We start from the raw sequence: 23,798 nt of genomic DNA, 5'->3' as shown, positions 1-23,798 counted from the left end.
GACACGACTGATGACCGATCCACTCATTCCCCTCACCTACTACTGCACGGCGATTCTGTTCGCTTCGATCGCTGGTGGACTGATTCCGCAGTGGATTCGGCTGACCCACACGAGGATGCAGATCGCAGTAAGTCTGGTCGCAGGCGTGATGTTGGGCGTGGGCCTCTTGCATATGCTGCCTCACGCGTTGGAAGAACTTGACGGCGTGGCGGGCTCAAGGCAGACGATTGTCCTTTGGGTGCTGGGTGGCTGGTTGACGATGTTTTTCATCGAGCGGTTTTTCTGCTTTCATCATCACGATGTTGAGAGTGATGCCGAAGGAGAACTGCACGAACACGATGATCATCCCCATTGCACCACGCACGACCATCACGGGCACGATCTAACCTGGAGCGGTGCCGCCCTGGGCCTGACACTGCATAGCGTGATCGCCGGTGTCGCTTTGGCGGCGAGTGTTTTCCATAAGCACGACGACTTTGCCCTGGCTGGGCTGGGGACCTTCCTTGTCATCCTGCTGCACAAGCCGTTCGACTCGATGACAATTGCGATGCTGATGAGCAAAGGGGGTTGGTCGAAAGGGGCTCAGTCACTTGTAAATGGGTTATTCTCGCTGGCGATTCCCGTGGGCGTCGCGCTGTTTTATTTCGGGCTTGCCGGCGGCGACGAATCTGCTGTCTACGGGGCAAGCGTTGGGGAGAATTCGATAGGAACTAATAGCTCCCCTGCCCTGGCGTACGCGTTGGCTTTTTCCGCGGGGACTTTCTTGTGTATCTCCATGAGCGACCTGCTCCCCGAGTTGCAATTCCACGACCACGACCGCGGGAAGCTCTCCGCGGCGCTGTTGGTCGGGCTAGCGCTGGCGATGGGGATTGGGAAGCTTGAGGAGCTGGTGCATCGGCACGATGCAGAGGCTTCTGAGAACGCTATGGACCATCAATCTTCGCAATACCTTGATGTGTAAGCTTCCCCAGAAGTAGAAAATCGCCGCTGTCAAAACCCACAGCAACTCCCATCTGCTGTTTCGAACATGCGCAGACTTGATCGGAGTTTTGATTCAGCAAGTCGCGAACAACCAAACAAGTGTACGCGAGACATAGCGGGTACTCTGCGTCGTTTTCAAGGCCATCTTCTGCGTAAGCGATGCGATAGATTTCAGAGAGAATCGCAGAGTTGGCATAGCGATTCTCGGGCCACCATGTTGGTCCCACAGCCCAACTATTGTCTTCTGGATCGGGATCGAAACGATCAGAACCACTAACGTAAAAGTCAGCGACTGTCTGATCATTGTCATCGACGGGATTGAATATTCCAAACCACAATCCAGCGGTCGTATCAGCTGGAGGATCATTCTTAAAAAGCTCGCGAATCCCTATGTCGAGTTCTTCAGTCTCCTGGTAGTCCAAACTTGCAAGTTGATTCCAGTCGTCGTGGGGATTATCCGAGGAGCAGAAACTAATAATGTTCTCGATCCACTTTTGGATCGACACATCACTGTGAACTTGTTTTTCGAGCAGCTCAAAGAAAGCGAGATAGTCCATCAGGAAACTCTCAATCCAAGCGCCGAGCAAGCTCGGCGGCTAAACGCTTGCTGCGGCTTTCTCGGACTGATTGCGTTGGCTCTGGTTGCCGCCTGAAGGCGGAACTACAAACTTGCCAGCCTCAACCCAATCGACAATCCGCCAGTCGAGCCAACGGCGGTCAGGATCGCGGCCCTTTTTTGCAACGAAACCTAAATGCCCACCCTTGGGGATGACGATCGTTTCGATCGCGTCGCTTTTCTCGTAATCCAAGAGTGGCTTCGTGGGGACAACCGGATCGTCGGCGGCGGCGATGATGGTGATCGGCTGGTCAATCGCTTTGAGCTTCGGGCCGGGTTGGGTTGCCGCGTAGTAGGCGTCGGCGTTTTCGAAGCCGCCGCCGGGGGCGACGACCATTTCGTCGATCGTGCGTAAACGACGCGGACGTCGCGGAAAGGGTTGGGGAGCTTCTTCGGGGAACAGATGCCAACGCTTTTCGATTTGCTTCCAAAGAAGCTTCACGAAGAAACGATCATAAGCTCGACCTCCCAGCGCATCGAAACGTCGTTCAACATTGAACAGATCGATTGGAGGGCAAACGGCCAAGCCCCTTTGGTAGTTGCCGATGGGCTGACCCGCGAAGCCGTTCATGGCATGGTCGCCCAGCATGTTCAGCGTGATCGTTCCGCCGAGCGAAAACCCAACGACCTGCACGGGCGACTCGGGATAGATTTCCGCAAGGTATTCCAGCGCGGCACGGACATCTTCGCCGCGGCCACAATGGGCAGGCAAACGGGCGATGCCCTCCCCTGCCCCGCAGCCTCGCATGTCCATGCGGAAGGTGTTGTAGCCCCGATCGGCCAGCTTCTCAGCCGTGCGCCGCATGTAGGTGCTTTCGTGGCAGCCGGCTAAGCCATGTATGAGGAGAACGATCGGTTCGCCTGATTCCCAGTTGTCCGGACGGTCTTCGTGCAGGGCGATCTGCTCGTCGTCGAAGCGGCCCACCGGATCAACCGTCGGCACGGTGTGAAGCTTTGCCGCGTGGGGGGCATAGTCGTGCGGCCAGTTGATGCCGATCACCGTCTGCAAATGCCCACCCGGGAGCAGCTTGGTGGGCTCGAAGCTCCAATCGATTGAAGAATGGCTCATGACGGTGCGTGGGGGGTGGGCATCTTGCTGGACCAGTTTTGATCTTAGCAAGAAACGGGAATCAGGGGCAGACGGGACTTCAGGCCTCAGGCTTCGGACTTCAGGACAGTTGCGGACAACTTACAAGACCTGAAGCCCGAAATCTGAAGTCTGAAGCTGCCTGTAATCGCCAGAAAGGTCGCCCTACCCCGCAAACTCAACCAGCCTTGGCCGAACCCACGTCCCGGGGATTGCTTCGAGCGCTTGTCGGCTAGCGTCCGATGATGCGGATAGTGCTGGCCGCAGCATGCGAGTGAGCTTCACCTCCTGAGGAGATCGCGCCTGTGAGTAAGTCCCTTCAAAAGAGTGCAGATTCCCAGTCGACCATCGCTTTGGTTGTGAAGCTCGGGCGAACCAGCGACAACTCGGCTGTGACTCGACTAGCGAAGCGTATGGCTAGCGATCGATTGTGTGCAACTTGGGGGATCACCGGCGTGGGTCAGCTTCGTCTCGTAGAGCAAATCAGACCAGAACAACGTGAAATTGCGATCGATATCGCCACCGTAGGAGATGTCGAGCAGGTTTCGAAACGCCTTGAGCTGATCAAGACCAACACGACCGAGTTTAGTAGCGTATTGGCGAACGAATCGCAGTTAAGGCGGTGCGTGAGTCTCTCCAACCAGACGGATATCTCCGCTGCTTTGGTGGAAGATTCCGCGGCAAATGGCCCACGACAAGCCGGGCCGGGGCTCTGGAAGTTTTCTCCCGGTTTGGAACTGCCAGCTACTGCGAAATGGCCTCGACTCTTCAAGCCAAACAGTGCTCGCAAGCTCAAGGATTTGCAGTCTGAAGGTTCCGCCGTGGTGAAGATCGACCTCGAGAAAATGGCCGCCTCCTCGCAAGGAGGTCGACAAGTTGATCGACTGCTGACGAAGCTGGCCTGGGCTCAACAGAACGGCGTCAGAGTCGCCACCCTGAGCGAACTCGCCGCGATTCATGCTGAGCGGACCGCGGTGCGACCGCAGAAGTCGATTCTGCGGGCAGCGTAGTTCTTGGTAGCTCAGCGAATCTCGCGGAAGGCATCCCAGCTAGCGTAGCCGAGCATCAGCGAGGCGAGAATCGCACCGATGCTCATCTTCATGTTGGCCCCTTGGAAAGGAATCCCCAGGGCCAGGTCCATGATAAACACCACGAGGAGAAGCCCCGCGACGACCATCCCCAAGATCGTCATAGCTTTGGACATGGGCAAGAACCTGGATGCGTCGTCAAAAGAGTGGGGAAGCAGTTTGGCTAACTGAGTCGTTTGGCTAAATGGGCGATTAGGCTAATTTAGCCCGGTTGTAGCTCTAGTATAGTTACTCGCTCCGCATTGTCAGGGCGTTCCGGGGGCCCAAACGACAAGAAAACAGCGGATTCTAACGATTGTGCGGACGAGGGCTCGCCCCATCGGCCACACAATCTACGGGCAGATTCTAATGAATCCTAGGCTCTTGCGGTAAGGCCCTCGGTGGGAGAAACCCCTCCGGCTGAATCATCGGCGGCTCATTCCTCGGCAGCCTATTCCGCAGCGGCTAAGCCGCGAGCGGCGCGGATTCCTTGAACCTGGGCGACGAGGTTATCGATTACCTGCTGGTTGGCGTTGATGTTGAGCCAGGCACGGTAGTAGGTCCAACCAATCAGGCAAATCCCGGCGAAGGCTCCGACGAGGTGCACGTTCGCCCACCATGCGGTGTTGTCGAGAATGGTGCCCGGATCGCTGCGGGCTCCCAACGCGGCAACGCCCACAACGGTCAACATTCCCACGAGACAAAGCGGGAAGGTCTTCCGTTTGAGCTGCGTGCTTTGCCGCAATGAGGTCGCGTCGAGTGAGTACGTCTCCGTGACTTCTTTACACCAACGACTGGTACCAATGAAGTAGGTGACGACGATGCTCTCGACCAACACCACGGCCAGAGCCGCAGCCACACCGGTGAGCAGGTGAACGCTCTTCCAACGGAGGTCGCTGTCACTTGGGCTGTTGTAGAGGTCGCCGACCGCGAGCCCGAGGATCATAGCCGTGGCCACGAGTCCCAAGGAGAGTGTCGCGAGGGTGGTGAAAATTCTTGCCATGGTACGTTTGTCGCAATTACCGATGCCGAAGCAGCTTATTGTAGCTTGCCAGTGATCGATTCGTCAGGGCGTTGTTTCGTGGGGTTGGTGGAATAGAATCGTTGGAGGCGGCTAAACCGCAAGCGTTACGGCTAATGACTCGGCAGATTTCCCTACAAGGTTTGGAATATGGTTAGCGTTGACACCAAACCGCTGCTGGCCATTACGATGGGCGACCCCGGTGGGGTGGGTCCTGAGGTGATCGTGCGAGCTTGGGCCGATGCCAAAGTGCATGAAACGGCACGGCTGGTGGTGTTGGGGCATCCGGAGATCATGCGGCGGGCGGTTGAGCATGTGGGCTGTGAACTAAGTGTCGTTGAAGTGGATTCAACCGCAGCTCTAGCATCAGCCGTCACGGACATGGACGATCTGACTCATCTGCCTTGCCTTGATGTGGGCGATGATGCTGTCCTGGATTCACCGACTGGAGTCGTTGATGCGCGGGCGGGCGAGGCGGCTTATCAGGCGGTTGTGCGGGCGGCACGAGGCTCGCTGGCCGGGGAGTTCGACGGGCTGGTGACCGCACCACTGAGCAAGGCCGGGCTGCACGCGGCGGGGCATTGGTACCCAGGGCATACCGAGTTGCTCGCTGAACTCTGCGGCGTCGACGACTTTGCCATGATGCTCTACCTGCCGCCAGACGAACTTACGAAGCAAGGCAAAGTTTCGAGAGCCGGCTTAGGGGTCGTTCACACGACGTTGCACTGCGCTTTGCGCGATGTATTCGATCAACTCACGCCCGAACTGATTGCCGCGAAGTGCCAATTAGCCAGCGCCGTTTTTCAACAAGGCTTTGGGATTGAGCGACCGCGGATTGGCGTACTCGCTCTCAATCCGCACGCCGGCGAATCGGGTCTGTTTGGCGATGAAGAATCGACGGTCATCACGCCGGGTGTGGTACTCGCTCAAGCAGCGGGCATCGATGCTCAAGGCCCCTACCCTGCCGACACGCTGTTGATTCGCGCCACCGAGGGCGAGTTCGATGGCGTTGTGGCGATGTATCACGATCAGGGCCACATCGCGTTGAAGCTGCTAGGCATGCATCGCGCGGTGAACATCACGCTCGGGTTGCCGATCGTTCGGACGAGCGTCGCCCACGGCACGGCGTACGACAAGGCGTGGTCTTCAACTCCGGCAGAGTCGACGGGCATGGTCGCGGCGATCAAGGCTGCGGCGGAACTGTCGCGGCGGGGGTTTCGGGTGGAAGCGGCCCATCAATCGCAACCCGAAGCGTAAGCGAGGGAGAGTCTGTACCCGTGTGGCCCCTCGCTTACGCTTCGGGTTACGAATTCCGCTTTCGAAACTAATTCCAATAATCACTTTCCAGCCGACCACACCATGCCCGACACCTTGCTCTACCTCATCCGTCACGGGGCCACCGAAGCTAATCAAGCTGGAATACTTCAAGGCCGTGGCGTTGATCATCCGCTTTCTGAATTAGGGAAATTGCAAGCGGAGCGGACCGCTCACACGCTTGCCGAGCATCCAATCAAAGCGGTGTATTGCAGCCCTTTGAAACGTGCTCAGGAAACTGCCGCGGCGATTGCGAAACCACATAGCGTCGCGGTGGAAGTCATCGAAGAGCTTGCCGAAGTGCATGTCGGTCGCTGGGAGGGGCTCACTTGGCAGCAGATTCAAGCGGAGCAACCCGAGGAGTACGACCGCTTCGTCAACACCGACGGCGAAGTCGGCTACCCAGGCGGCGAGACGTTCACGCAAGTCTATGAGCGCATTAGCACAACGCTCAACGCTCTGTACGATCGCCACGCGGGCGAACTGTTCGCCGTGGTCGCCCACAGCGTGGTCAACCGCTGCTACCTTGCAACATTGCTAGGTCGCGAGCCGCATCGTGGGCGGGATATTTTGCAAAGCAACTGCGGTGTGAACGTGATTCGCCGGCGAGAGGGGAAGTTGCGGGTGGCGACGCTGAACTCGGGGTTGCACTTGGTTTGAGACATGTGAGCAGCATTTAAGCTTCAGTGGCTGAGGCAACTACTAATCACGCTGCGAGTAACGCAAGACGCTAATGTCGTACACTGCCCACGCCCAAAAAAGGCTACCGATGATTCCAATGCAGAGTGGTAAGACGAAACGTTTATTGCGAGTCCGTACTAGGCAGTATGCTTCAGCTAGAGTTCCACTCCAACCGCCCCACATTCCTACGAAAGCCAAAAGGGGTAATAGAGGCGATTCGTAGCGTGCGAGTAGATACAAGGGGGCCGTGATGACCCCAGCGGATGCCATCGCATGCATCAACTTATCTGCGTTACTGGGTTCTCGCTCAGTCATATCAGATTCGCCGAAAAAACCTGCGCTAAACACACTGAACGGAATTCCATTTACGGCGAAGCCGTTGCGTCTTTCAGCCCAGGGTTGTTCCGGCGCCAGCCGGGGCTACCCTGGGAAACAATCCCATCACCAATCCTACGCCAACGGCGTTACGTCAGTCCCAAACGTAGCGTTCATCATACGGCACCTCATGGCGCTCGAGCAACAAACGAAACTCCGTTTTGAAATCGCGCTCCCGGTGATGCTCCTCTTGGTTCTCGATATATCGCTTCACTCGTGGGGTTTCTGACTGGCTCACCGAAAACGCGCCATATCCGGATTGCCATTGAAAACCTGCTTGCTGTGGATAGTTCTCTTTGATCCACAGCGAGGTCACACGTTTCAGTTCCTTCACCCACTCGGCGATTGTGATCGTGCGATCGAGTCGCGCGAGCAGATGGACATGATCCTCAACGCCTCCAACGATCATTGGCGAACAGGAGAGGGTTTTGGATGCTCCGCCGAGTTGGCGGTGCATTGCATCGCGGAGTTGCTCGTCGGCCAGGAAGGGTTGGCGGTCTTTGGTTGAGAAGACCAGATGGATGGCGACGTTGGCGAGCGATTGCGGCATGGGCGTAAACCCGTTGGGTTAAATCACATCATGAAACCGTTCATATTCCCAGGGTAGTCGCGGCTGGCGCCGCTTCAACCCTGGGCTGTAGGGCGCAACGGCTTCGCCGTATAGAGTCTTGGCTCGCGCCGGTTATCTCTGCGATTGCAGATGTGTGGCAACAGTAGATTGCGGCTCCGCCTTCGGTGGCACCAAGCGTTCGAACACCTGATCGGTCACGTCCACCGCCCTCGCGTCACTGTCTTCGTAGACGAACAGCTTCAACCGCGGGTCGATTGTTTGCGCGATTTGCACGTCGAAGAATTCGTACCGCGTTAGTGGCGACGGGGCCATGTCGAAGGCGTTCTTGGCTTTCGCGAGCGTCGCGTCGGAACCGCTGCGGTATTCGATGAGGTAGGGAAGCAGATCGGTTTTGCCGACCATCAGCAGCACGTGATGGGGCAACGCTTCAGGCCACGGGTCGGTTGGTTTTAAGTCGGGCCAGAGCTTGGCCACTTGGCCCGGTTTCCAGTGGCCGATCAGGGCATAGACGCTTTGGTCGCCCCACCACATTGGTTGTGGTTGGTCGAAGTCGAAGCGTTGGACCAGTTCATCGAGCAACTGGGTCAGTCCGCCGCGGTGGGTGAGAATCAAGTTCTGAATCGTACGGCTGATCCCCCCCGTGGTTGCGGCGCTGCTGGCGGCGAGTTGGCGGCGAAGGTCTGTCAGGTTCAGCTTGGTGACTTCATGCTTGCTGGGGAGATGAAGATCAGTCCACAGGGTTTGACCATCGAAGACCTGCAAGTAACTTCCCTGCCCTTCTGCCACCAACGTCTGCACGGACCAACGCGTTCGGCGGAGGTTTCCTTTGGCTTGTTGCCAGTACTCGCCGGTACCGGTCAGTTCGCTCTCGCCAATTTGCACCCGCTGCCGGACTTTGGCGACGAGGTTCATCGTGTCTTCGACGGTTTCGAGGGTCTGGATGACGAAGCGGTTGCCGTCGCCGGATGAGACAATCTCTTGCACGACAGGGGCGACTTCCGCTTCCGGCTTAGCCGCGAGCGGCTTCTGCGGGTTGGCCAATCGGAAGGCGTAGAGCCCGCCAACGACGAACGCGATTCCTAGGATGGCGGTTGTCAAACGGCGCAAGATGGTCTTCCTCTGCCGGTTTTACCGGTTTTGCCAAAGATTCGGGCCGCATCTTACCGACCAAATACTTTCGGAAGAGCCGCGCGTTGTCCCCACCTTCGTGGAGGTCGTGTGCGGGCGGATTCTAGTGAGAGTCTGCTGCCGGAGTCCACGCCACTGGGCTTAAGTGCTAGCAGTCAGAAACGAAATTCAATAGACGCTTTCAGGGAAACGCAAGTCGCGTCGGCGGCGGGCGGTTCCTGCGTTGCGAGCAGGCCGAGCGCCACTCGCGACGCCACCATGTTCAGGGGGAACGTTATGAGAATCAACTTGGCCTCGAAATTACTTTGCCTGGTCGCCCTCGCGTCGACCGTTGGCTGCATGGGTGGAGGCGGGCGTGTCGCCCATAACCTGCCGCCTTCACAACGGCTTATGGAACCTGGCCCCGGTGTCGGCGGCCCCGGTCCTGGCGTGATCGGCCCTGCCGGTGGCATGCCTGCTAGCAGCTCGATGATGCGGGCTGCGGCGATGGGCGGTGGACCTGGGATGATGGGCCCTGGTGGACCCGCGATGTGCGGTCCTGGTGGCGGTCCCAGCGGCATCCAGCAAGCCAGCTACAGCCAAGATGGCAACGTTCAACAGGCTCAATGCATGAGCGGGCCGCAATGCGGTTTGGGCGGAGCGGGCGGCATGGGTGCTCCAGCGACTTCGCAGTTGGCATTCCTCGGTGTCGAAGGGGGCGAAGTCTCCTGGGACATCAGTGGGAACTGCATGTTCGACTCAGCTCCATTGGTGATGCCTGGGCGTCAGAATTTTTACCAGGGCGGACTTTATCGTCTGAAATTGGCGAACTTGCCTGAGCGTCCGGGTGTTGAACTGTATCCAACCGTGGAAGTGGCTCCCGTCACGCCGCGTACTGATGCATACCTAGCTCACGCACCAATACCCATTCAGTTCACTGACGAAGATCTTGACCAAGTGTTGAGCGGCAACTTTGTCACGAAGGTGATCTACCTACCGGATCCTGAATTCCAAGAGCTCGCACTCGCTGGCGTCGAGACGCTGGTCAGCACGCGACTTGATCCGGGTGTCGATCCGATCGACGAGGCAGACCGTCGTGGTTCGATCCTGGCGATCGTGCGAATCGGTAACCTCGACCTGCAAGCCGCTCGCGGCATGATGGGTGGCGGGATTCAACCGGCTCAGTACGCCGAAGGTTGTCCCGGCGGTGGTTGCCAATTGAGCCCTGGACCCAATGGCCCCCAAGGGATGAACCCCGCGGGAGTTGGACCGATGGCTGTGCCTCCACACATGATCTCCGGCGTGAACGTTCCTCAGTACGGAATGCCTCACGTGGGAACGCCGATCGGACTGCCTGGTCCTCCGCACATTCCGCTCGGTCACCAAGCCGGCCTGACTTCGCACACGATGAAGAACAAGACCAAGGTGCTGATGCCGCCGCCGGTTCACAAGATGAAGATCACCGTGAAGCAGCGTCCTGGCATGAGCTATCCGCGTCCTGTGAACCACGTTCGCATCGACGAGAACAACCGTGCGGGAACTCGCCTGCGTGGTGGTACCGTCGCTCCAGCAATTCCAAGTGCCTTCCAAGCATTGAAAGCGAAGCGTGAAGCACGCAAGGCTGAAGACTGCGAAGTGGATTGTCAATAAACGGCTATTGGCTGTCGGCTGTTGGCTATCGGCTTCACCAAAAAAGCTGAGAGCTAATAGCCGATAGCTGACAGCCAAACCGTTGAGAAGGTTTGCGGTTCGATCTACCGATCGTTTCCCCAAATCGAATAAGTCGAAATCCTTAATCCTATGAACTTGTTCCGTGCGTGCCGCTGCTTTGACTCGCTATTGCTTAGCGTATCGAAGCTGATCGATGGCAAACTGCTAAAGGCAGCACTGCTGTTTGTGTTGTGCGGGTCGCCTTGCGTCGCCGCACAACCGACGGCGGGCCACTGGTTGCATTCCAGTGCGTTGCCTCCGGGAGCGATTGGCCGCCAACGATTGGCACGCGGCGGAGCGGTTCAGGGATACTGCCAGCCGGTGGAGATTCGCGCCCCTAAGGGAGTGCGAATCTCGCCGGCTGTTGGCAGTTCCAGCCAGGAGTTTGTTGAACGCCTAAAAGTGGGACTGCAGATTGGCCCGGTTTATCGCTTCCGCGTCTCGGGGGTGAAACCCTCGGAAGGTGCACAGCCGGGCGAAGAGGTTGCTCTATTCCCAACGATCGAACTCGTCGATCGTTTACATCCCCCGAGAGGGAAGGCGTTGAAATTCCCCGTGCCCGTAGATTTGACGGCCGAGGAGTTGGAATTGGCAGCGACGGGGAAATTTGTCACTCGGGTAATCTACGTTGAGGACCCTCACACGGCGGTTCCCATTCAAGAAAAGCCAGAACGCGGTACCCGTTGGTTAGAAGCTCGCCCCGGCGAGGACTTGCTGTTGGCTGCGAAAGCGATGGGGCGTCCGATTGCGATTTTAAGAATCGGCGGACGAAAGCCGATCAGCGGCGGGTACGATCCTTCGTTCGAGTACAACGCGCCGCAGCCTTTGGTTTACAACGCTTGGGGCCATGGTTTGGAAAACAGTGGTTTGGAACGCGGCGGCGCGAATCAAGCACCGATCAATACAATCGAGCAACGTTAGCCGTCGCCGTCCCGGCGACGCGAAGTTTGTTTCAACGAAAAACTCCTTCACACGTAATAGCGTTCGCGTCGAGCAAGCTCGACGGCTAACAACGACGAGAACACCATGCCCACTTGGTTGCGATACACGGCCATTGCAATTGCGACACTGATGATGTGTTCATGCAAATCGGCGTTGCAAACTGAGGGCCTCACTGTTCGCGGGCAAAGTCCTGATTTGGGTGAGGCGTTGGCTGAAGATTCAACCCCCAGCTTGCGCTGGGGGCTAGGGGTTGAGGAAACGCAGAGAGATGAGAAAGCGCCAACAATTAGCACAAGTGCCAACACGAAACTAGCCCCTGGCGCAAGCCAGGGGTTCACTCCTCCTAGACGACTTCCCACTTCGCTCACGCCGGCGCAACTTGCTTCTGCGTCCGCACCGATTGCTGACTGCCCTGTCGACACCGGGTGTGCTTGCTGCCGCAAGAGTCAGAGTTACGGTTGCCAAGGTTGCCGGACGGACGATGGAGCCCTCGGCCCGCATGATGAGTACCTTTGCGACGGCGGCGACCAAGGCAATCCCGTAGGTGTGCAAGCCGACTGGAAAATCTTGGGGCTGGAGCAAGAGGATACGATCGCCCACTACGATACGGTCGACGGTCGCACCGTCGTGACTCCGAGTAACCAGGTTTGCATCTACGCACCAAGATTTGGAGCGATTCGTCGTGTGATCGATCTCCGAGAAGCGGCTCGTGTTGATGCACCAGCGGGTGCGATCCGCGATCTGCCGCCACTACTGGCTGCGGAGAACCAGGGAGCGCTTATTTCGCTCAACCAGACAGAACCAACAATCGATCGTCTGAACGAGCCGCCAAGTTTGCTGAAAGAGCGTGATCGAGCCCGTGCGACCGAGCGAGTACGTCGCGTCGGCCAAGTTCTTGGGCGTTTGCTACCGTACGCTGATATCCAAGTCGTTTCAACGGGCGAGGTGAGCCAAGCTCAGTTGCCTGCCATCGGGAAGCACTCGCTGGCTGCCATTACTTGGACCGGCAATCAGGCGGCACAGGTCGCCATTGGCAGCGTCGTTGCCCATGCCGAAGTCGGCATCCGCCAGCCGGGGGTCATCTATCAACTCGACGAACCGAATAGCCCACGTTTGCGGCTTATCAAGCTCGCTTCGACCGACCATGCGATGCCGGGTGACGAAGTTGAGTTCACCCTGCGGTTCGACAACATCGGCGACCGTGTGATGGGTAACGTGACGATTGTGGATAACCTGACGACTCGCTTAGAGTACGTGGAGGGGAGCCAGAAATCGACCGTCGACGCCGACTTCAAGACCAGCCCCAACGAACAAGGCTCGCTGGTGGTGCGCTGGGAAATCGTCGAGCCACTCGAACCCGGCGAAGGTGGCGTGATTCAGTTCACGTGCCGCGTGCGGTAGCTGTAAGCTAAGATTATCCGCGAATCGCCTCGGCAACCTCGTCCTTCTCATACTCAACAGCCAGATTGAGTGCCGTTAGACCGGCTGCGTTTTGTAGCTCTAGCGTCGGTCCGGCGGCAAGCAGAATCTTTGTGACTTCAAGGTGACCGAACCGTGCCGCATCGTGCAGCGGTGTGTCGCCTAGTTGGTCTTGGGCGTCGACATCCAGCTTCAGTTCGTCCACGAGATAGCGAACCGCTTCGATGTGGCCCCAGAATGCTGCTTTATGCAAAGCGGTACGGCCTGAGCTTTCTTCCGCTTGGTGTACGTCGGCATCAGGGGCGAGCCGTTTCATCAGGCCGAGGCTGCCGTGCATGGCGTAGTCGCGGAATTTGTCGCTGACCTTATCCCCTTCAGACGATTCGGCGGCCTCTTGGAAGGGATCGCATTCTTCGGGACAACCGAGCATCATCAATTTGCCGTAGGCGGTGGAGAACTCGTTGAAGAAAAGCTGCTCGTCGGCGGCGTATCGTTCGACATGCTTGCGGAACTCAGGGTCTTCAATCAGTGCGATGTCAGTGGGCAACATCACGAGTGTGTCGGTGGGGTCAGTGTATTGGAACTTGCCGTCCCAATCCTTGGGTTTCCACTCAATCTCGAGCAGGTTGCGGAAGTACTCGTTGTCGAAGTTTAAAGGATTCTGAGTCCAAGCGCCGTCGTAGCCGCTGCGGACTTCATGGCAACGCCCCACTGTGTGACCGCCCGAGAGAGCGACAACCTCTTGATCGTTGAAGCCCATCCGTCCAAAGACTTCACGCAGATGGTCCGCACCTTGTGAAGCGTCAGGCAGGCGACCGTTCGGGGGGCAGTTCTTATTGTCATCATCGTCGCTGCGGCCAAACTTGAAGGGAGGCATCGGCCCGCCCATGAATTCGATGGCCGCACACCCGGCGAACGCCCACAGATCGGCCATCGAAACCTGGGGGTATTTCTTCTTCACCAAATGCAGCATGTCACGGACGATGTGCAACCCGGCATTGGCTTCATCTTCGCTTTGCGGCTCAAACCGCATCGTGGCTCCCTGCGTGCCACCGGTGCCATCGGTGTGATCGTAGGTGCCCGCCGAATGCCAAGCGACCCGCATCGCAATGGGGCAAGCAAATGATTTTTGGTTAATCAACGCTGCGCGAACTTCACTCTTGAGAACTTCGACATCGATTGCGGTTGTGGACATAGTAAGAGCTCGCTGGGAGATAAGATAATATGGTGATAAACCGCCAGTATGAACTGTGATAGCTCGCACTGTCCAGGTGGAGCTCCTGTGCCGCGGGCCACATGAGTTAGTCAAGAGACGCCGACGATCGGGTTTCGGAGCCTACCCAAGAGAATTAGGGTGTAAGGCTCTGTGAACTTCACGGTAGGATAGTTGTCCTACCTATGGTTTCCGTCCCGCACTGGATTTTTCCCACCCTTCTTGCCTGCCATCCATTCGCCACGTGTCCTACTTCTTCTTTCTCTTCATCTGCCTTGTATGGGGCGCTAGCTTTATCCTGATGGACCGCGCTCTGTTGGCGATTGGGCCAATCGGTGTGGGGTTAGGGCGGCTCGTTGGTGGCTCACTTGTTGTTGGGCTTTACTGCGTCCTAAAGAAACAGTGGGTATCACTGACGCGGTGGGATTGGTTTCATCTAGGCGTCGTGGCCATCTTGGCCAATGCGTTGCCATTCACACTTCAACCTTACGTGATGGCCCAAGCGGGTGAGCATGCTTACTTTGGCTTGATGGTTACCTTGGTACCGATCGCGACGATTCTCGTTTCGGTACCGATGCTTGGCACGCATCCGTCAATGCGGCAATTGGTTGGCGTGCTTGGAGGGCTGGCGTTCATGGGACTGATTGTCGCTGACGGACAGCAGCGGGGGATTTCGACGCCGTTGTTGATCATGGCACTCTCGGTGCCGTTGACGTACGCAGTGGGCAATACCTACATCAAATGGAAGCTCGACCACCTGCCCGCGGCACCGTTGACGCTTGCGATGTTAATCATGGCAGCAGTCGTTCTTGTTGTGGTGCAGCTTGCTCCCGGACTACTACAGCAACTCGGGCTCAGCGGCCCCGAAGAACCCAAGCAAGTTGCGTTGGCTTGGGGATCGATGGCGATCTTGAGCATGCTAGGCACGGGCGTGGCGGTGCTGATGTTCGTGCATCTGGTGAAGAAAGAAGGGCCTCTCTTCGCAGGCATGGTCACTTACGTTGTGCCGATGATGGCTCTGGTCTGGGGCGGCATCGACCAAGAGAAACTCACCACGGCAGAAATTGTCGGTGTGGTGGGAACGCTCGCGATGGTGGCTTTGGTACAATGGCCAAACTCTAAGAAGATTCAAGCCAAAGTTTTGGACATCCCGACAAGTCGGGACACGGATTTCACAGATAAGTTAGAAAAGCAGACGCCTGTCTGAATTGGTTCGTTATTTCAATTCGAAGTCTTACGTCAATCGACTTCAAGGCAATCCGTGGCATCCGTGAAATCCGTGTCCAAAACACAGGCCTCTAATTGAACACGCAACAGAACTTTCATCAGATAAGAAAAGTCGATGTCGCATCCCTGGCTAGCAGAACGCACTGCTCACTTTGATAGCTCTGGCATCCGCAAGGTTTTTGACTTGGCGGCAAAGATGGAGAATCCGATCAATCTGTCGATCGGGCAGCCGGACTTTCCTGTGCCACAGCAGATCAAAGAAGCCGCTTGCGAGGCGATTTGTAGTGACAAGAACGGCTACAGCCTGACGCAAGGGATTCCGCCGCTGCGGGAAGCGTTGCAGGCGCGAGTAGATAAACAGTACCAGCACGAGGATCGCCGCGTGTTGGTCACTTCAGGCACCAGCGGCGCGTTGGTGCTGACGATGATGGCGATGATCGACCCCGGCGACGAAGTGGTTTGCTTCGATCCTTACTTTGTCATGTATCCGGCTCTCGTCGGCATGGTCGGCGGCAAGGCGGTGATGGTGGATACCTATCCCGACTTTCGCGTCGACGTCGAGAAGGTCGCTGCTGCGATCACACCGAAGACAAAGCTGATCCTGTTGAACAGCCCGGCAAATCCAACGGGAGTCGTCGCGAGCGAAGAGGAAGTGAAGGCGATCGCGGAACTGGCTGCCGAGCAGAACATCGCCTTGCTCTCCGACGAGATCTATCGTCAGTTCTGCTATGACGGTGTCCTGCCCTCCCCGGCCGTTCACAACGAGCAAACAATTGTCGTCGACGGGTTCAGCAAAACCTACGGCGTGACCGGCTGGCGGCTGGGCTGGGTGCACGGTCCCTCGGCAATTATCGACAAGATGACGATGATCCAGCAGTACACCTTTGTCTGTGCACCGCACGCGTTACAACACGCGATGCTTGCCGCATTAGACGTTGATATGAGCGAACAAGCGGCAGAGTACGCTAAGCGACGTGACTTTGTCGTGAGCGGTCTCCGCGATGCGGGCTACGAAGTGAACCCGACTGGTGGGGCTTTCTATGTGTTCCCCAAAGTGCCATCGAATGAAACCGGTGAGGAGTTCGTGCGGCGGGCCATCGAGAACGAGCTGCTCATCATCCCCGGCGGTATCTTTAGTGAACGTGACACGCACTTTCGAATCTCTTACGCGGCGAGTGAAGAAACTTTGGAGCGAGGGTTATCTGTTTTGAAAGAGTTGGTCTGAGCTTGTTGCCACGGATTCCCGAAGAGACCATCGCCTTCCGCTCGGATTTGCGGCGGAGAAGACTGCGGTGATATACTTCCTTCATGGGTAATGATCGTTCAATCGCTGATCGAGAAGACTCCAGAAATAACGTTGCTCCGCAAGGCTTCACCATCGTTGAGCTGTTGGTAGTGGTAGCCATTATCGGCGTTCTGGTTGCGTTACTTTTACCTGCGGTGCAAGCGGCGCGTGAGGCGGCGAGGCGAGCCCAGTGCTCCAGTCGCTTACGACAGCTTGGCATTGCCGTGCATCAGTTTCATGATCGCGAACAACGACTTCCTCGTGGTGCGATCTGGGCACATGGAGAGGACGGCTACCAGCGCGGCAACACGCTGTTGTTCCTGCTGCCCTACCTCGAACTACAAAACGTGTACGACGCCGTCGATCGCACCAAGGACGTGGACTATCAGGAGTACCCCGACGGCACACTGATCGCCACGACTCCGGTCCCCGGATTTATTTGCCCGACGACTCAGGGCGAAGGCCCAACATCCGGTTATGAATTCCCCGTGAGCAACTACGTCGCGAGTAAAGGCCCCACGGCGATGATCAATCGTGAGGATCGCTTTTCCTGCTCCGAGTACGAAGATTGGAATGAATACGCGCTCGCCCCGCACCACGACAACGACGACCCCCACAACTTTGCCGGCCCATTCCATCGTCACGACAGTGTCTATTCTCGCTTCCGCGAAGTGACGGACGGCCTCTCAAACACAGTTTTCTTCAGCGAGACACGTGCCTACTGCAACGGCCACGCCGCCCATGGTTGGCTGTGGACGATTAGCGGACAAGGCTACCTGACGACGCTGGTCCCGATCAACTACAACACTTGCGAACATGGCGATGAGCCGGGCAATGGTTGCCGTAGTCGCGAGAATTGGAACATGTCACAAGGCTTCAAGAGCCTGCACCCCGACGGCGTCAACATCATGATGGGTGATAACGCCGTGAGATTTCTGAACGAAGACATTGACCACCAGTTGTTCCAGTATCTGGGGGCGAAGGCGGATGGGCAGGTGGCTCAATTGCCTTGATAGCGGGAAGGTCTCGCGCAGAAACGCGGAGGCCACAGAGTTTTGAAGATCTGAACTAAGTCGAAATGGTGTTTCCACTAATCGATTCTGTAAAACTCCAGTGCTCCTAGATCGACTACGAAGCGACTTATCAATGCAACTGCCCGGTAATTGCCTGCTAGGGAATTATTTCGCTATGACTGCCATAATTTGGCTGCCCGGTGTACTGCTTCTTGGAACACTCTGGGCAGTTGATTGGTTCAGGAGCAAAGATGATCGCGTAGACGAAAAACCCAATAAAAGGCATAAAGCAACCCTACTACTGTCACGCTATGCCACAGCTTTTTCGCTGATCGGACTGTCATTGCTGCTCATGCTTGATCTCTTAAGCGGCAAGGAAATTCTAGTGAATCAGCTGCCATTTGAACAGCTTCGCATCGCAATACTGCTTGCAGCGATTATCGGATTGTATGCTTCGACCATCTGCATTTTATGCAGCTACCAACGTTCAAAAGCCTTCGTTAATTTTATGACTATTTTAGCCGCGTTGGGTGTTCTGGTGTTCTGGACTTTCTTTGCTTTGAGTCGTTTAGTCATTGCGACTTATTGAAGGCAACTATGGCCTGAACTACCGAAACCGCTCGCGAATACTCCGCCGCTTCGGCCCGCGACGGGGCAACCTTGGTGAGCCCTTGATAATGAGCGACAACGCGTAGAAACGATGCGGGCGGTAGGGTTCGAGAAGTTCGAGCATCTTTGCATCGTCGGCTTGGCGAGCCTGTTCTTCGCTGGCTCCGAAGAAGTGGGCGACTTGGCTGGGATGGCTGTAATCGCCGGGGATGACGGCGTCGGCATCGCCGAGGCCAGCGCCGCGGAGGAAGCCGACCGTCCAGGGACCGATGCCGGAGAGTTTATCCAGTAACTCGCAGGTGCGATTGGCGGCGTCGCCTGCTTCTTGATCATCGTCGGTGCCAGCGTTCCACAGCTTTTCAATCCGCCCCGCTCTCTTCATACACTCAACGACCGTTTGGCCGAGTCTGGGGAGCGCGCCGCACTCGATAAATTGGTGGGAGACCAGCTTATTGAGAACATCTGGCGAAGGCGGGAAGTAGAGGTCGGGTTCGTTGGGGACCGGTTTGCCATACTTGTGGACAAGCTTTCGCCAACTGTGGCAAGCGTCGCGGAAGCTGACGAGTTGCTGCAAGATAATTTGCACCAAGCGTGTGGAGATGGCTGGTAGCCGGACTATTCGCATGCCTTCGTATTCTTTGGCAATACGGGCGAGCTTGGGCGGCGCGTCGATGGTTGGCGGTTGGTAGTTCACGCCGAACATGTTGGGCAGATGTGGGATGAGCCACTCGGCACCATCACCGAAAGTTGTGACTTGAAGTTCTTCGCTCTCGTGATGAACCTTCACTCCTGCGGGGCCGGCTGGAGTGTGAAGCGTGTAGCGAAGCTGCGTCGGCGAGTCACGCTGCAGGCACGGATCGGCGGTGCCCATTGAGAGGAGGTAGAAGGTGGACTCAAGGTCGTAGTGGCCGTTGGTGGGTATGCTGATAGTTTGCATACGTAGATTGTACTGGGTCTCTCCGCGCGAGGCGTAGCTCGCGGGCTAGATGGGACTGCGAGCTCGCACAAAAAAACGGACCCTTGGGAAATACATCCCAGGGGCCCGTTTTCACTTGGCGAATTGTGACTTGAGAGTCCACACTGGTTAGGCCAGAGGCCACTGCCAGATGGCTTGAACGTCACTCGCTCCTTCGATGGTTCTACTCCGTTTGCGGTTGGTGATTACGCACTCTTGTTGGCCGGGGCCTCGTCGTCGCTGAACAGCTTCGCACGACCTTCGACGATGTCGTCGGTGATCACGTAGCGGCTGCCGCGGGGTTGGTCGGGCAGTTCGAACATGATGTCCAACATCACGTTCTCGATGATCGACCGCAGGCCGCGGGCACCTGTTTCGCGCTCGGCCGCTTTTTGGGCGATGGCGTGGAGGGCCTTGTCGGTAAACTTAAGATCGGCATCCTCCATCGAGAACAAGTGCTCGTATTGCTTGACGAGCGCGTTTTTCGGTTCTTTCAGGACGCGGATTAACGATTCTTCCTGCAGCGGACGCAAGTGCGTCACGACTGGCAGACGACCGACCAGTTCGGGGATGAGACCGTACTCAATCACATCGTCGGTGGTGACGTGCGAGAGGACTTCACCCAGGCTCAAATCGCTGGAGTTGTCCTCGTTTTGGCCGAAGCCAATCGACCGTTTGCCGAGACGTTTGCTGATGACATCCTGGATGCCGTCGAACGTTCCGCCGCAGATGAACAGGATGTTCGAAGTGTCGAGCTGGATGTACTGCTGCTCGGGGTGCTTGCGTCCCCCTTGCGGCGGTACATTGGCCGTGGTGCCTTCGAGCATCTTCAGCAAGGCTTGCTGAACGCCTTCACCCGAGACGTCGCGAGTGATCGAGACGTTCTGGCTCGTCTTGCCGATCTTGTCGATCTCGTCGATGTAGAGCACACCACGTTGGGCGGCTTCGACGTCAAAGTCGGCAGCGTGGAGCAGCTTGAGCAACAAGTTCTCGACATCTTCTCCGACGTAACCTGCTTCGGTGAGCGTCGTGGCGTCGCCGATGGCAAACGGCACGTTCAGGCTCTTGGCCAAGGTGCGGGCGAGCAACGTCTTGCCGCAACCGGTAGGGCCGACGAGCAAGATGTTCGACTTGTCGATATCGATTTCCGTGTCGTCTTCGGCCACCATCAATCGCTTGTAGTGGCTGTGCACGGCTACTGCGAGGACGCGCTTGGCAGCGTCTTGGCCGATGACGTACTCTTCGAGATTGGCGACGATTTCCCGCGGGCTGGGGATCTTCGTGAAGAGCGTTTTGCTGGTGCCGCGGCGTTTGCGTTCTTGATCAAGAATCGATTGGCAAAGCTCGATGCATTCGCCACAGATGTAAACGTCGCCCGGTCCTTCGACCAGGGGACCGACATCGCGATAGCTCTTGCGGCAAAACGAACAGAAAGCGTTTTTCTTGGAGGTGCCGCTGCGTTTGGTGATATCCCTACTGGAGGGCATAATCTGCTCCTTCGTCATGTGCGGTGTCGCTGGGTCATCGCCGTCCCAGCGTCAGTCGCGGATCTTCGTAGATTCGTGTTGCTCGAAGGAGTTGCCGTCAGTCAATCTCGCCGGCGGGGGAGGAACGCACTCGCGAGTTTTGCTCTCTGGTAAACTTTGTGGGCTAGACCGAATCGTCCATGTCGCGTCTAGCTCGAGCTGCTCAATTGGTTGAGCGTTTCATGGTGGTGTTTGTTACGCACGGGAAGCGAAACCCGTTCGAATCGGATTCGTTCCGCGATAAATCTCTTGTTCAAGGTGTGTCATCGACGCTAGCGTTTGTGGCCATCACCTCTGTTTGGTGGTGTTGAACAACCGCGTCAGGCGGTTCTGCTGGCATACGTGGTCTTAGGCAGTTGGACCGGGTTAAGCGATGGCACCGTCGTAAGTGCCGACATTGTCTCAAGTGTTATGGAAGTTAGAGTTTGACAGCCTGACAGGTCACGCATCTTTATTCAGCGAGCTACGTACCTCGCTAGCAAGTTTCTTCTTGATGTGCTGGTATTCCTCGTCACTCAAGCCCCCACGTGCATGCAAGTCGCGAAAGTTCGTCATCGCTTCGCTGGAGTCGAACGCTTCTTCTTCCGAGCTGCGACCACGGAATTTCTTGGCAACTTGGATCGCAACCGCGACCAGGGCAAAAATGACAGCAAACCAAAGCAGCGAGCGTACCAGGCCTCCGGCAACTTCATTCAATGACACGGTTGTTTCCCTGTTCTCTCATCAAGTGCCCTGCCCCACGATTAGCACCGCCGCAGTACTCATTATTGACCGCCCTGAAAAAACAGTCCAGACGAGTGTGCCTAATCGACAACGCCTACGGCAGCGACATAAGTCCCTCAGTCGTCAAGGTTTAACCAGGGTGGTCGAGTTGACGGACTAGCGGATTATCACTGGAAGCGATGATTGGGAAGCTCCGATAGAGAGCGATAGGTCCAGAAACCGTGGACAATGCGCGAGAAGTCCACCTCAATCCGTCACCGTCCGGCTGTGCGTAGCACTGCGGCTACAGACGGAATGGCTCAGACTGATTCCACGAGATAACAAAACTGGAGCGAGCCCCAACACTGTCATGAATTTACTACGACGAACGCTGCTGAACTCGCCCTCTGTGCGAGGAACGTGCGCGATCGTAGCAATCATCTTGGCGACCTCTCCGCCTTGCTGGGCAGCACGCTTTCCTATTGAGCCTCCTGAATTGCAGCCAACTTATCTGGCAAAGCGCATCTTCTTACTACCGTATCAGGTGAATCCAAACGACCCGTTGGCGAGCGAGGTTGAACAAGTGCGACTTCTGATGTCGCGGAACTCAACGAACCAATGGGTGACGCTTCAAGAAGCAGAAGCCAACTTGCGGGGTTTTAGTTATCACTGCCCTGCCGACGGTCAGTACTGGTTTGCTGTGCAGATGGTTGATCGACGTGGTAACGCTTGGCCGTCGGGTGAGATCAAACCGCAGATTCGTTTGATCGTCGATACGGAGAAACCACAACTGAAACTTGCGTTTACGCACGATGGCCGACAGGCGATGCTTCGCTACTCAGCCCGTGACGCAAACTTAAAAGCGGATTCGTTACGCATCGAGTTACAAATGGACAATGGCACTTGGCGGCCACTTCAACTGCCAGCCGCTGATGTGACTCAGGACGATCGCCTCATGGGCCGAGCGAGATTCGAGAGTGAGTCGGAGAGCCTTAAAGTTCGAGCTGTTGTCGCTGACAAGGCAGGCAACCAAGTCTTTGCAAACGCGGCTGCTCAAGCCGAAGAGGCCTCCGCGTTCCGTTTCAATAATCCTGAGCCAATGCGTGCTCCCTCACCAGCGGACTATGAGCCTGATCGTCGAGGCGACATCACTGATCCTTTCCAAGGAAGTGGACCTTCTCTGGGCGAAGCTCAAACAGGAGATCGAATTTCGCAAAGTCGCGGCAATCGAGCTCCTGATCTTGAATGGCCCGCGCTGAACCAACCACGCGATCACAAACCCTTACCGACAGTGCGTGTTCCTGCGAATGAGCGATCGCGATTCGATACTGAAGGGGCGCCACCTTTTCAGAACGCTTATACGGGCAGTCCCAACGAGCAAGTGAACCCTTTTATGGAAGCTCGTACGGCGAAGACGCAAGCCGGTGGAGAACGTGATGGGGCTCCGGCCTTGCTGGTGAACGATCGGTTTAATCGGAGTGCCGTCGATCCTCAGGATGTTCCTCGTGACGAGCTGACTCCGGCACCTTATCGTCACCAAATGGAAGCTAATCCAATCGTCGAAGATGGCGGCTGGCTTTCGCCGGCTGAACTTAGTAATTTGCCGGCGATGCTCGTCAGTTCGCGAACTTTCGACGTCGAGTACGACTTGGAGACGGTCGGACGCTGGGGAGTCTCGCGTGTGGAGATCTGGGGCACACGCGACGGCGGGCAGACTTGGAACAACTATGCGGTAGACGACGATAACCGCAGCCCGATCCGTGTGACGGTGCCGGGCTCAGGGACGTTTGGTCTGAAGATTCTCGTCGACGGCGCGAACGGCGCCGCTGCTCCGATACCACGAGCAGGAGATTCCCCCGAAATGACCGTCCGCGTCGATCTCCATGCCCCGACGGCTGAGCTCGTTTCCGCGGAGATCGGTCGTGGTCCCCTGGCAGACAACCTGCTGATTCAGTGGGCGGCAGCGGATACCAACCTTGAGCGACGCCCCATCGGACTCTTCTACAGTTCCAATCCCGATGGTCCGTGGTCCACGGTGGCGACCGGATTAGAGAATAGTGGCCAGTACGCATGGCGGATTGAGCGGCATGTGCCCGACCGTTTCTATCTCAAAGTGGAAGTACGTGACACCGCCGGCAATGTGACTGCCGCTCAAACTCCCTCGCCAGTGGTGCTCAACAGGCCGCAGCCTGCGGGGCGGTTGCGAGGCGTTCGGTCGATTTCCAACCCTGGAAACCCTCGATCATTCGAGCCAGTGCCCACGGTTCGACCCCAGCCATCGAGAAACCGCCGCTTGCGAGATGAAACTGCAATGGAGGGGGTCCAAGGGGCCCGCCAGTAGCTGATCTTGCTTGAGAATCGCTTCCCCGCTAGCTTG

General features: G+C 57.0%; 22 protein-coding genes. 12 read left to right on the top strand and 10 right to left on the bottom strand.

Annotated features, from left to right (window positions below):
- Positions 1 to 10: 10 nt before the first annotated feature.
- A complete protein-coding gene (locus tag RIB44_10530; GenBank protein ID MEQ8617018.1) occupies positions 11 to 961 on the top strand; it encodes a ZIP family metal transporter in 951 nt (316 codons plus the stop codon).
- Here RIB44_10530 and RIB44_10525 read toward each other — a convergent pair.
- Complete coding sequence (locus RIB44_10525) at positions 924 to 1,538, bottom strand: hypothetical protein (protein MEQ8617017.1); 615 nt, start codon at positions 1,536 to 1,538, stop codon at positions 924 to 926. The genes RIB44_10530 and RIB44_10525 overlap by 38 nt on opposite strands.
- 39 nt (positions 1,539 to 1,577) lie before the next feature.
- A complete protein-coding gene (locus tag RIB44_10520; protein MEQ8617016.1) occupies positions 1,578 to 2,666 on the bottom strand; it encodes an alpha/beta fold hydrolase in 1,089 nt (362 codons plus the stop codon).
- Between the two features lie 323 nt (positions 2,667 to 2,989).
- On the opposite strand from RIB44_10520, the gene RIB44_10515 reads away from it, so the two are divergent.
- Positions 2,990 to 3,694, top strand: a complete 705-nt coding sequence (locus tag RIB44_10515) for a hypothetical protein (protein MEQ8617015.1) — start codon at positions 2,990 to 2,992, stop codon at positions 3,692 to 3,694.
- A gap of 11 nt (positions 3,695 to 3,705) precedes the next feature.
- Here RIB44_10515 and RIB44_10510 read toward each other — a convergent pair whose 3' ends face one another.
- Complete coding sequence (locus RIB44_10510) at positions 3,706 to 3,888, bottom strand: hypothetical protein (GenBank protein ID MEQ8617014.1); 183 nt, start codon at positions 3,886 to 3,888, stop codon at positions 3,706 to 3,708.
- Between the two features lie 314 nt (positions 3,889 to 4,202).
- The gene (locus RIB44_10505; GenBank protein ID MEQ8617013.1) at positions 4,203 to 4,754 is read right to left on the bottom strand and encodes a hypothetical protein; all 552 of its coding nucleotides are present in this window, start codon (positions 4,752 to 4,754) and stop codon (positions 4,203 to 4,205) included.
- Positions 4,755 to 4,922: 168 nt separating this feature from the next.
- Here RIB44_10505 and pdxA point away from each other — a divergent pair, with 168 nt between their 5' ends.
- Together pdxA and RIB44_10495 are read left to right on the top strand one after the other, a co-directional pair.
- A complete protein-coding gene (gene pdxA, locus RIB44_10500; GenBank protein ID MEQ8617012.1) occupies positions 4,923 to 6,029 on the top strand; it encodes a 4-hydroxythreonine-4-phosphate dehydrogenase PdxA in 1,107 nt (368 codons plus the stop codon).
- A 102-nt stretch (positions 6,030 to 6,131) separates the two neighbouring features.
- The gene (locus RIB44_10495; protein MEQ8617011.1) at positions 6,132 to 6,746 is read left to right on the top strand and encodes a histidine phosphatase family protein; all 615 of its coding nucleotides are present in this window, start codon (positions 6,132 to 6,134) and stop codon (positions 6,744 to 6,746) included.
- A 490-nt stretch (positions 6,747 to 7,236) separates the two neighbouring features.
- On the opposite strand, the gene tnpA is transcribed toward RIB44_10495, so the two are convergent.
- A complete protein-coding gene (tnpA, locus tag RIB44_10490; protein MEQ8617010.1) occupies positions 7,237 to 7,692 on the bottom strand; it encodes an IS200/IS605 family transposase in 456 nt (151 codons plus the stop codon).
- Positions 7,693 to 7,824: 132 nt separating this feature from the next.
- Entirely contained in the window at positions 7,825 to 8,820 is a 996-nt protein-coding gene (locus RIB44_10485) for a hypothetical protein (GenBank protein MEQ8617009.1), read from the bottom strand.
- A 297-nt stretch (positions 8,821 to 9,117) separates the two neighbouring features.
- Between RIB44_10485 and RIB44_10480 the strand changes: the two genes are divergently transcribed.
- The 3 genes from RIB44_10480 (at position 9,118) to RIB44_10470 (ending at position 12,873) form a co-directional block, all read left to right on the top strand.
- Positions 9,118 to 10,470, top strand: coding sequence for a hypothetical protein (locus RIB44_10480; protein MEQ8617008.1), 1,353 nt, complete (start codon positions 9,118 to 9,120; stop codon positions 10,468 to 10,470).
- Between the two features lie 150 nt (positions 10,471 to 10,620).
- Positions 10,621 to 11,451 (top strand): hypothetical protein, encoded by an 831-nt coding sequence (locus RIB44_10475; GenBank protein MEQ8617007.1) that lies wholly within the window; start codon positions 10,621 to 10,623, stop codon positions 11,449 to 11,451.
- Between the two features lie 105 nt (positions 11,452 to 11,556).
- Complete coding sequence (locus tag RIB44_10470; protein MEQ8617006.1) at positions 11,557 to 12,873, top strand: hypothetical protein; 1,317 nt, start codon at positions 11,557 to 11,559, stop codon at positions 12,871 to 12,873.
- A 13-nt stretch (positions 12,874 to 12,886) separates the two neighbouring features.
- On the opposite strand, the gene RIB44_10465 is transcribed toward RIB44_10470, so the two are convergent.
- On the bottom strand, positions 12,887 to 14,086 hold the full coding sequence (locus RIB44_10465) for a peroxidase family protein (protein MEQ8617005.1): 1,200 nt from the start codon (positions 14,084 to 14,086) through the stop codon (positions 12,887 to 12,889).
- A gap of 262 nt (positions 14,087 to 14,348) precedes the next feature.
- On the opposite strand from RIB44_10465, the gene RIB44_10460 reads away from it, so the two are divergent.
- The 4 genes from RIB44_10460 to RIB44_10445 all read left to right on the top strand — a co-directional run bounded on the left by RIB44_10460 (position 14,349) and on the right by RIB44_10445 (position 18,218).
- The gene (locus RIB44_10460; protein ID MEQ8617004.1) at positions 14,349 to 15,311 is read left to right on the top strand and encodes a DMT family transporter; all 963 of its coding nucleotides are present in this window, start codon (positions 14,349 to 14,351) and stop codon (positions 15,309 to 15,311) included.
- A 135-nt stretch (positions 15,312 to 15,446) separates the two neighbouring features.
- Positions 15,447 to 16,556, top strand: coding sequence for an aminotransferase class I/II-fold pyridoxal phosphate-dependent enzyme (locus tag RIB44_10455; GenBank protein MEQ8617003.1), 1,110 nt, complete (start codon positions 15,447 to 15,449; stop codon positions 16,554 to 16,556).
- A gap of 83 nt (positions 16,557 to 16,639) precedes the next feature.
- On the top strand, positions 16,640 to 17,629 hold the full coding sequence (locus tag RIB44_10450) for a DUF1559 domain-containing protein (protein MEQ8617002.1): 990 nt from the start codon (positions 16,640 to 16,642) through the stop codon (positions 17,627 to 17,629).
- Between the two features lie 175 nt (positions 17,630 to 17,804).
- On the top strand, positions 17,805 to 18,218 hold the full coding sequence (locus RIB44_10445) for a hypothetical protein (GenBank protein ID MEQ8617001.1): 414 nt from the start codon (positions 17,805 to 17,807) through the stop codon (positions 18,216 to 18,218).
- A gap of 18 nt (positions 18,219 to 18,236) precedes the next feature.
- Here the strand turns inward: RIB44_10445 and RIB44_10440 are convergent, their stop codons facing one another.
- The 3 genes from RIB44_10440 to RIB44_10430 all read right to left on the bottom strand — a co-directional run bounded on the left by RIB44_10440 (position 18,237) and on the right by RIB44_10430 (position 21,421).
- Positions 18,237 to 19,175 carry a hypothetical protein gene (locus RIB44_10440; GenBank protein ID MEQ8617000.1) on the bottom strand — a complete coding sequence of 313 codons (939 nt, stop codon included), beginning with the start codon at positions 19,173 to 19,175 and terminating at the stop codon, positions 18,237 to 18,239.
- Between the two features lie 224 nt (positions 19,176 to 19,399).
- A complete protein-coding gene (gene clpX / locus RIB44_10435) occupies positions 19,400 to 20,680 on the bottom strand; it encodes an ATP-dependent Clp protease ATP-binding subunit ClpX (protein ID MEQ8616999.1) in 1,281 nt (426 codons plus the stop codon).
- Positions 20,681 to 21,160: 480 nt separating this feature from the next.
- Positions 21,161 to 21,421: a hypothetical protein gene (locus tag RIB44_10430; protein ID MEQ8616998.1), complete on the bottom strand. Its 261-nt coding sequence runs from the start codon at positions 21,419 to 21,421 to the stop codon at positions 21,161 to 21,163.
- A gap of 370 nt (positions 21,422 to 21,791) precedes the next feature.
- Between RIB44_10430 and RIB44_10425 the strand changes: the two genes are divergently transcribed.
- Positions 21,792 to 23,762: a hypothetical protein gene (locus RIB44_10425; protein ID MEQ8616997.1), complete on the top strand. Its 1,971-nt coding sequence runs from the start codon at positions 21,792 to 21,794 to the stop codon at positions 23,760 to 23,762.
- The last annotated feature ends 36 nt before the right edge of the window (positions 23,763 to 23,798 follow it).

Source organism: Lacipirellulaceae bacterium (assembly GCA_040218535.1).
Lineage (GTDB): Bacteria > Planctomycetota > Planctomycetia > Pirellulales > Lacipirellulaceae > Adhaeretor.
Note: the sequence above shows the minus strand (reverse complement) of the source record. Positions and strands in the feature narration are given on the sequence as shown.

Bases quoted from the DNA above. Each gene is read 5' to 3' on its own strand.
- RIB44_10520 (MEQ8617016.1), bottom strand. From the start codon at position 2,666: ATGAGCCATTCTTCAATCGATTGGAGCTTCGAGCCCACCAAGCTGCTC.
- RIB44_10440 (MEQ8617000.1), bottom strand. From the start codon at position 19,175: ATGCAAACTATCAGCATACCCACCAACGGCCACTACGACCTTGAGTCC.
- RIB44_10465 (MEQ8617005.1), bottom strand. From the start codon at position 14,086: ATGTCCACAACCGCAATCGATGTCGAAGTTCTCAAGAGTGAAGTTCGC.
- RIB44_10530 (MEQ8617018.1), top strand. From the start codon at position 11: ATGACCGATCCACTCATTCCCCTCACCTACTACTGCACGGCGATTCTG.
- RIB44_10425 (MEQ8616997.1), top strand. From the start codon at position 21,792: ATGAATTTACTACGACGAACGCTGCTGAACTCGCCCTCTGTGCGAGGA.
- RIB44_10495 (MEQ8617011.1), top strand. From the start codon at position 6,132: ATGCCCGACACCTTGCTCTACCTCATCCGTCACGGGGCCACCGAAGCT.
- RIB44_10470 (MEQ8617006.1), top strand. From the start codon at position 11,557: ATGCCCACTTGGTTGCGATACACGGCCATTGCAATTGCGACACTGATG.
- pdxA (MEQ8617012.1), top strand. From the start codon at position 4,923: ATGGTTAGCGTTGACACCAAACCGCTGCTGGCCATTACGATGGGCGAC.
- RIB44_10505 (MEQ8617013.1), bottom strand. From the start codon at position 4,754: ATGGCAAGAATTTTCACCACCCTCGCGACACTCTCCTTGGGACTCGTG.
- RIB44_10525 (MEQ8617017.1), bottom strand. From the start codon at position 1,538: ATGGACTATCTCGCTTTCTTTGAGCTGCTCGAAAAACAAGTTCACAGT.
- tnpA (MEQ8617010.1), bottom strand. From the start codon at position 7,692: ATGCCGCAATCGCTCGCCAACGTCGCCATCCATCTGGTCTTCTCAACC.
- RIB44_10450 (MEQ8617002.1), top strand. From the start codon at position 16,640: ATGGGTAATGATCGTTCAATCGCTGATCGAGAAGACTCCAGAAATAAC.
- clpX (MEQ8616999.1), bottom strand. From the start codon at position 20,680: ATGCCCTCCAGTAGGGATATCACCAAACGCAGCGGCACCTCCAAGAAA.
- RIB44_10475 (MEQ8617007.1), top strand. From the start codon at position 10,621: ATGAACTTGTTCCGTGCGTGCCGCTGCTTTGACTCGCTATTGCTTAGC.
- RIB44_10455 (MEQ8617003.1), top strand. From the start codon at position 15,447: ATGTCGCATCCCTGGCTAGCAGAACGCACTGCTCACTTTGATAGCTCT.
- RIB44_10445 (MEQ8617001.1), top strand. From the start codon at position 17,805: ATGACTGCCATAATTTGGCTGCCCGGTGTACTGCTTCTTGGAACACTC.
- RIB44_10510 (MEQ8617014.1), bottom strand. From the start codon at position 3,888: ATGTCCAAAGCTATGACGATCTTGGGGATGGTCGTCGCGGGGCTTCTC.
- RIB44_10480 (MEQ8617008.1), top strand. From the start codon at position 9,118: ATGAGAATCAACTTGGCCTCGAAATTACTTTGCCTGGTCGCCCTCGCG.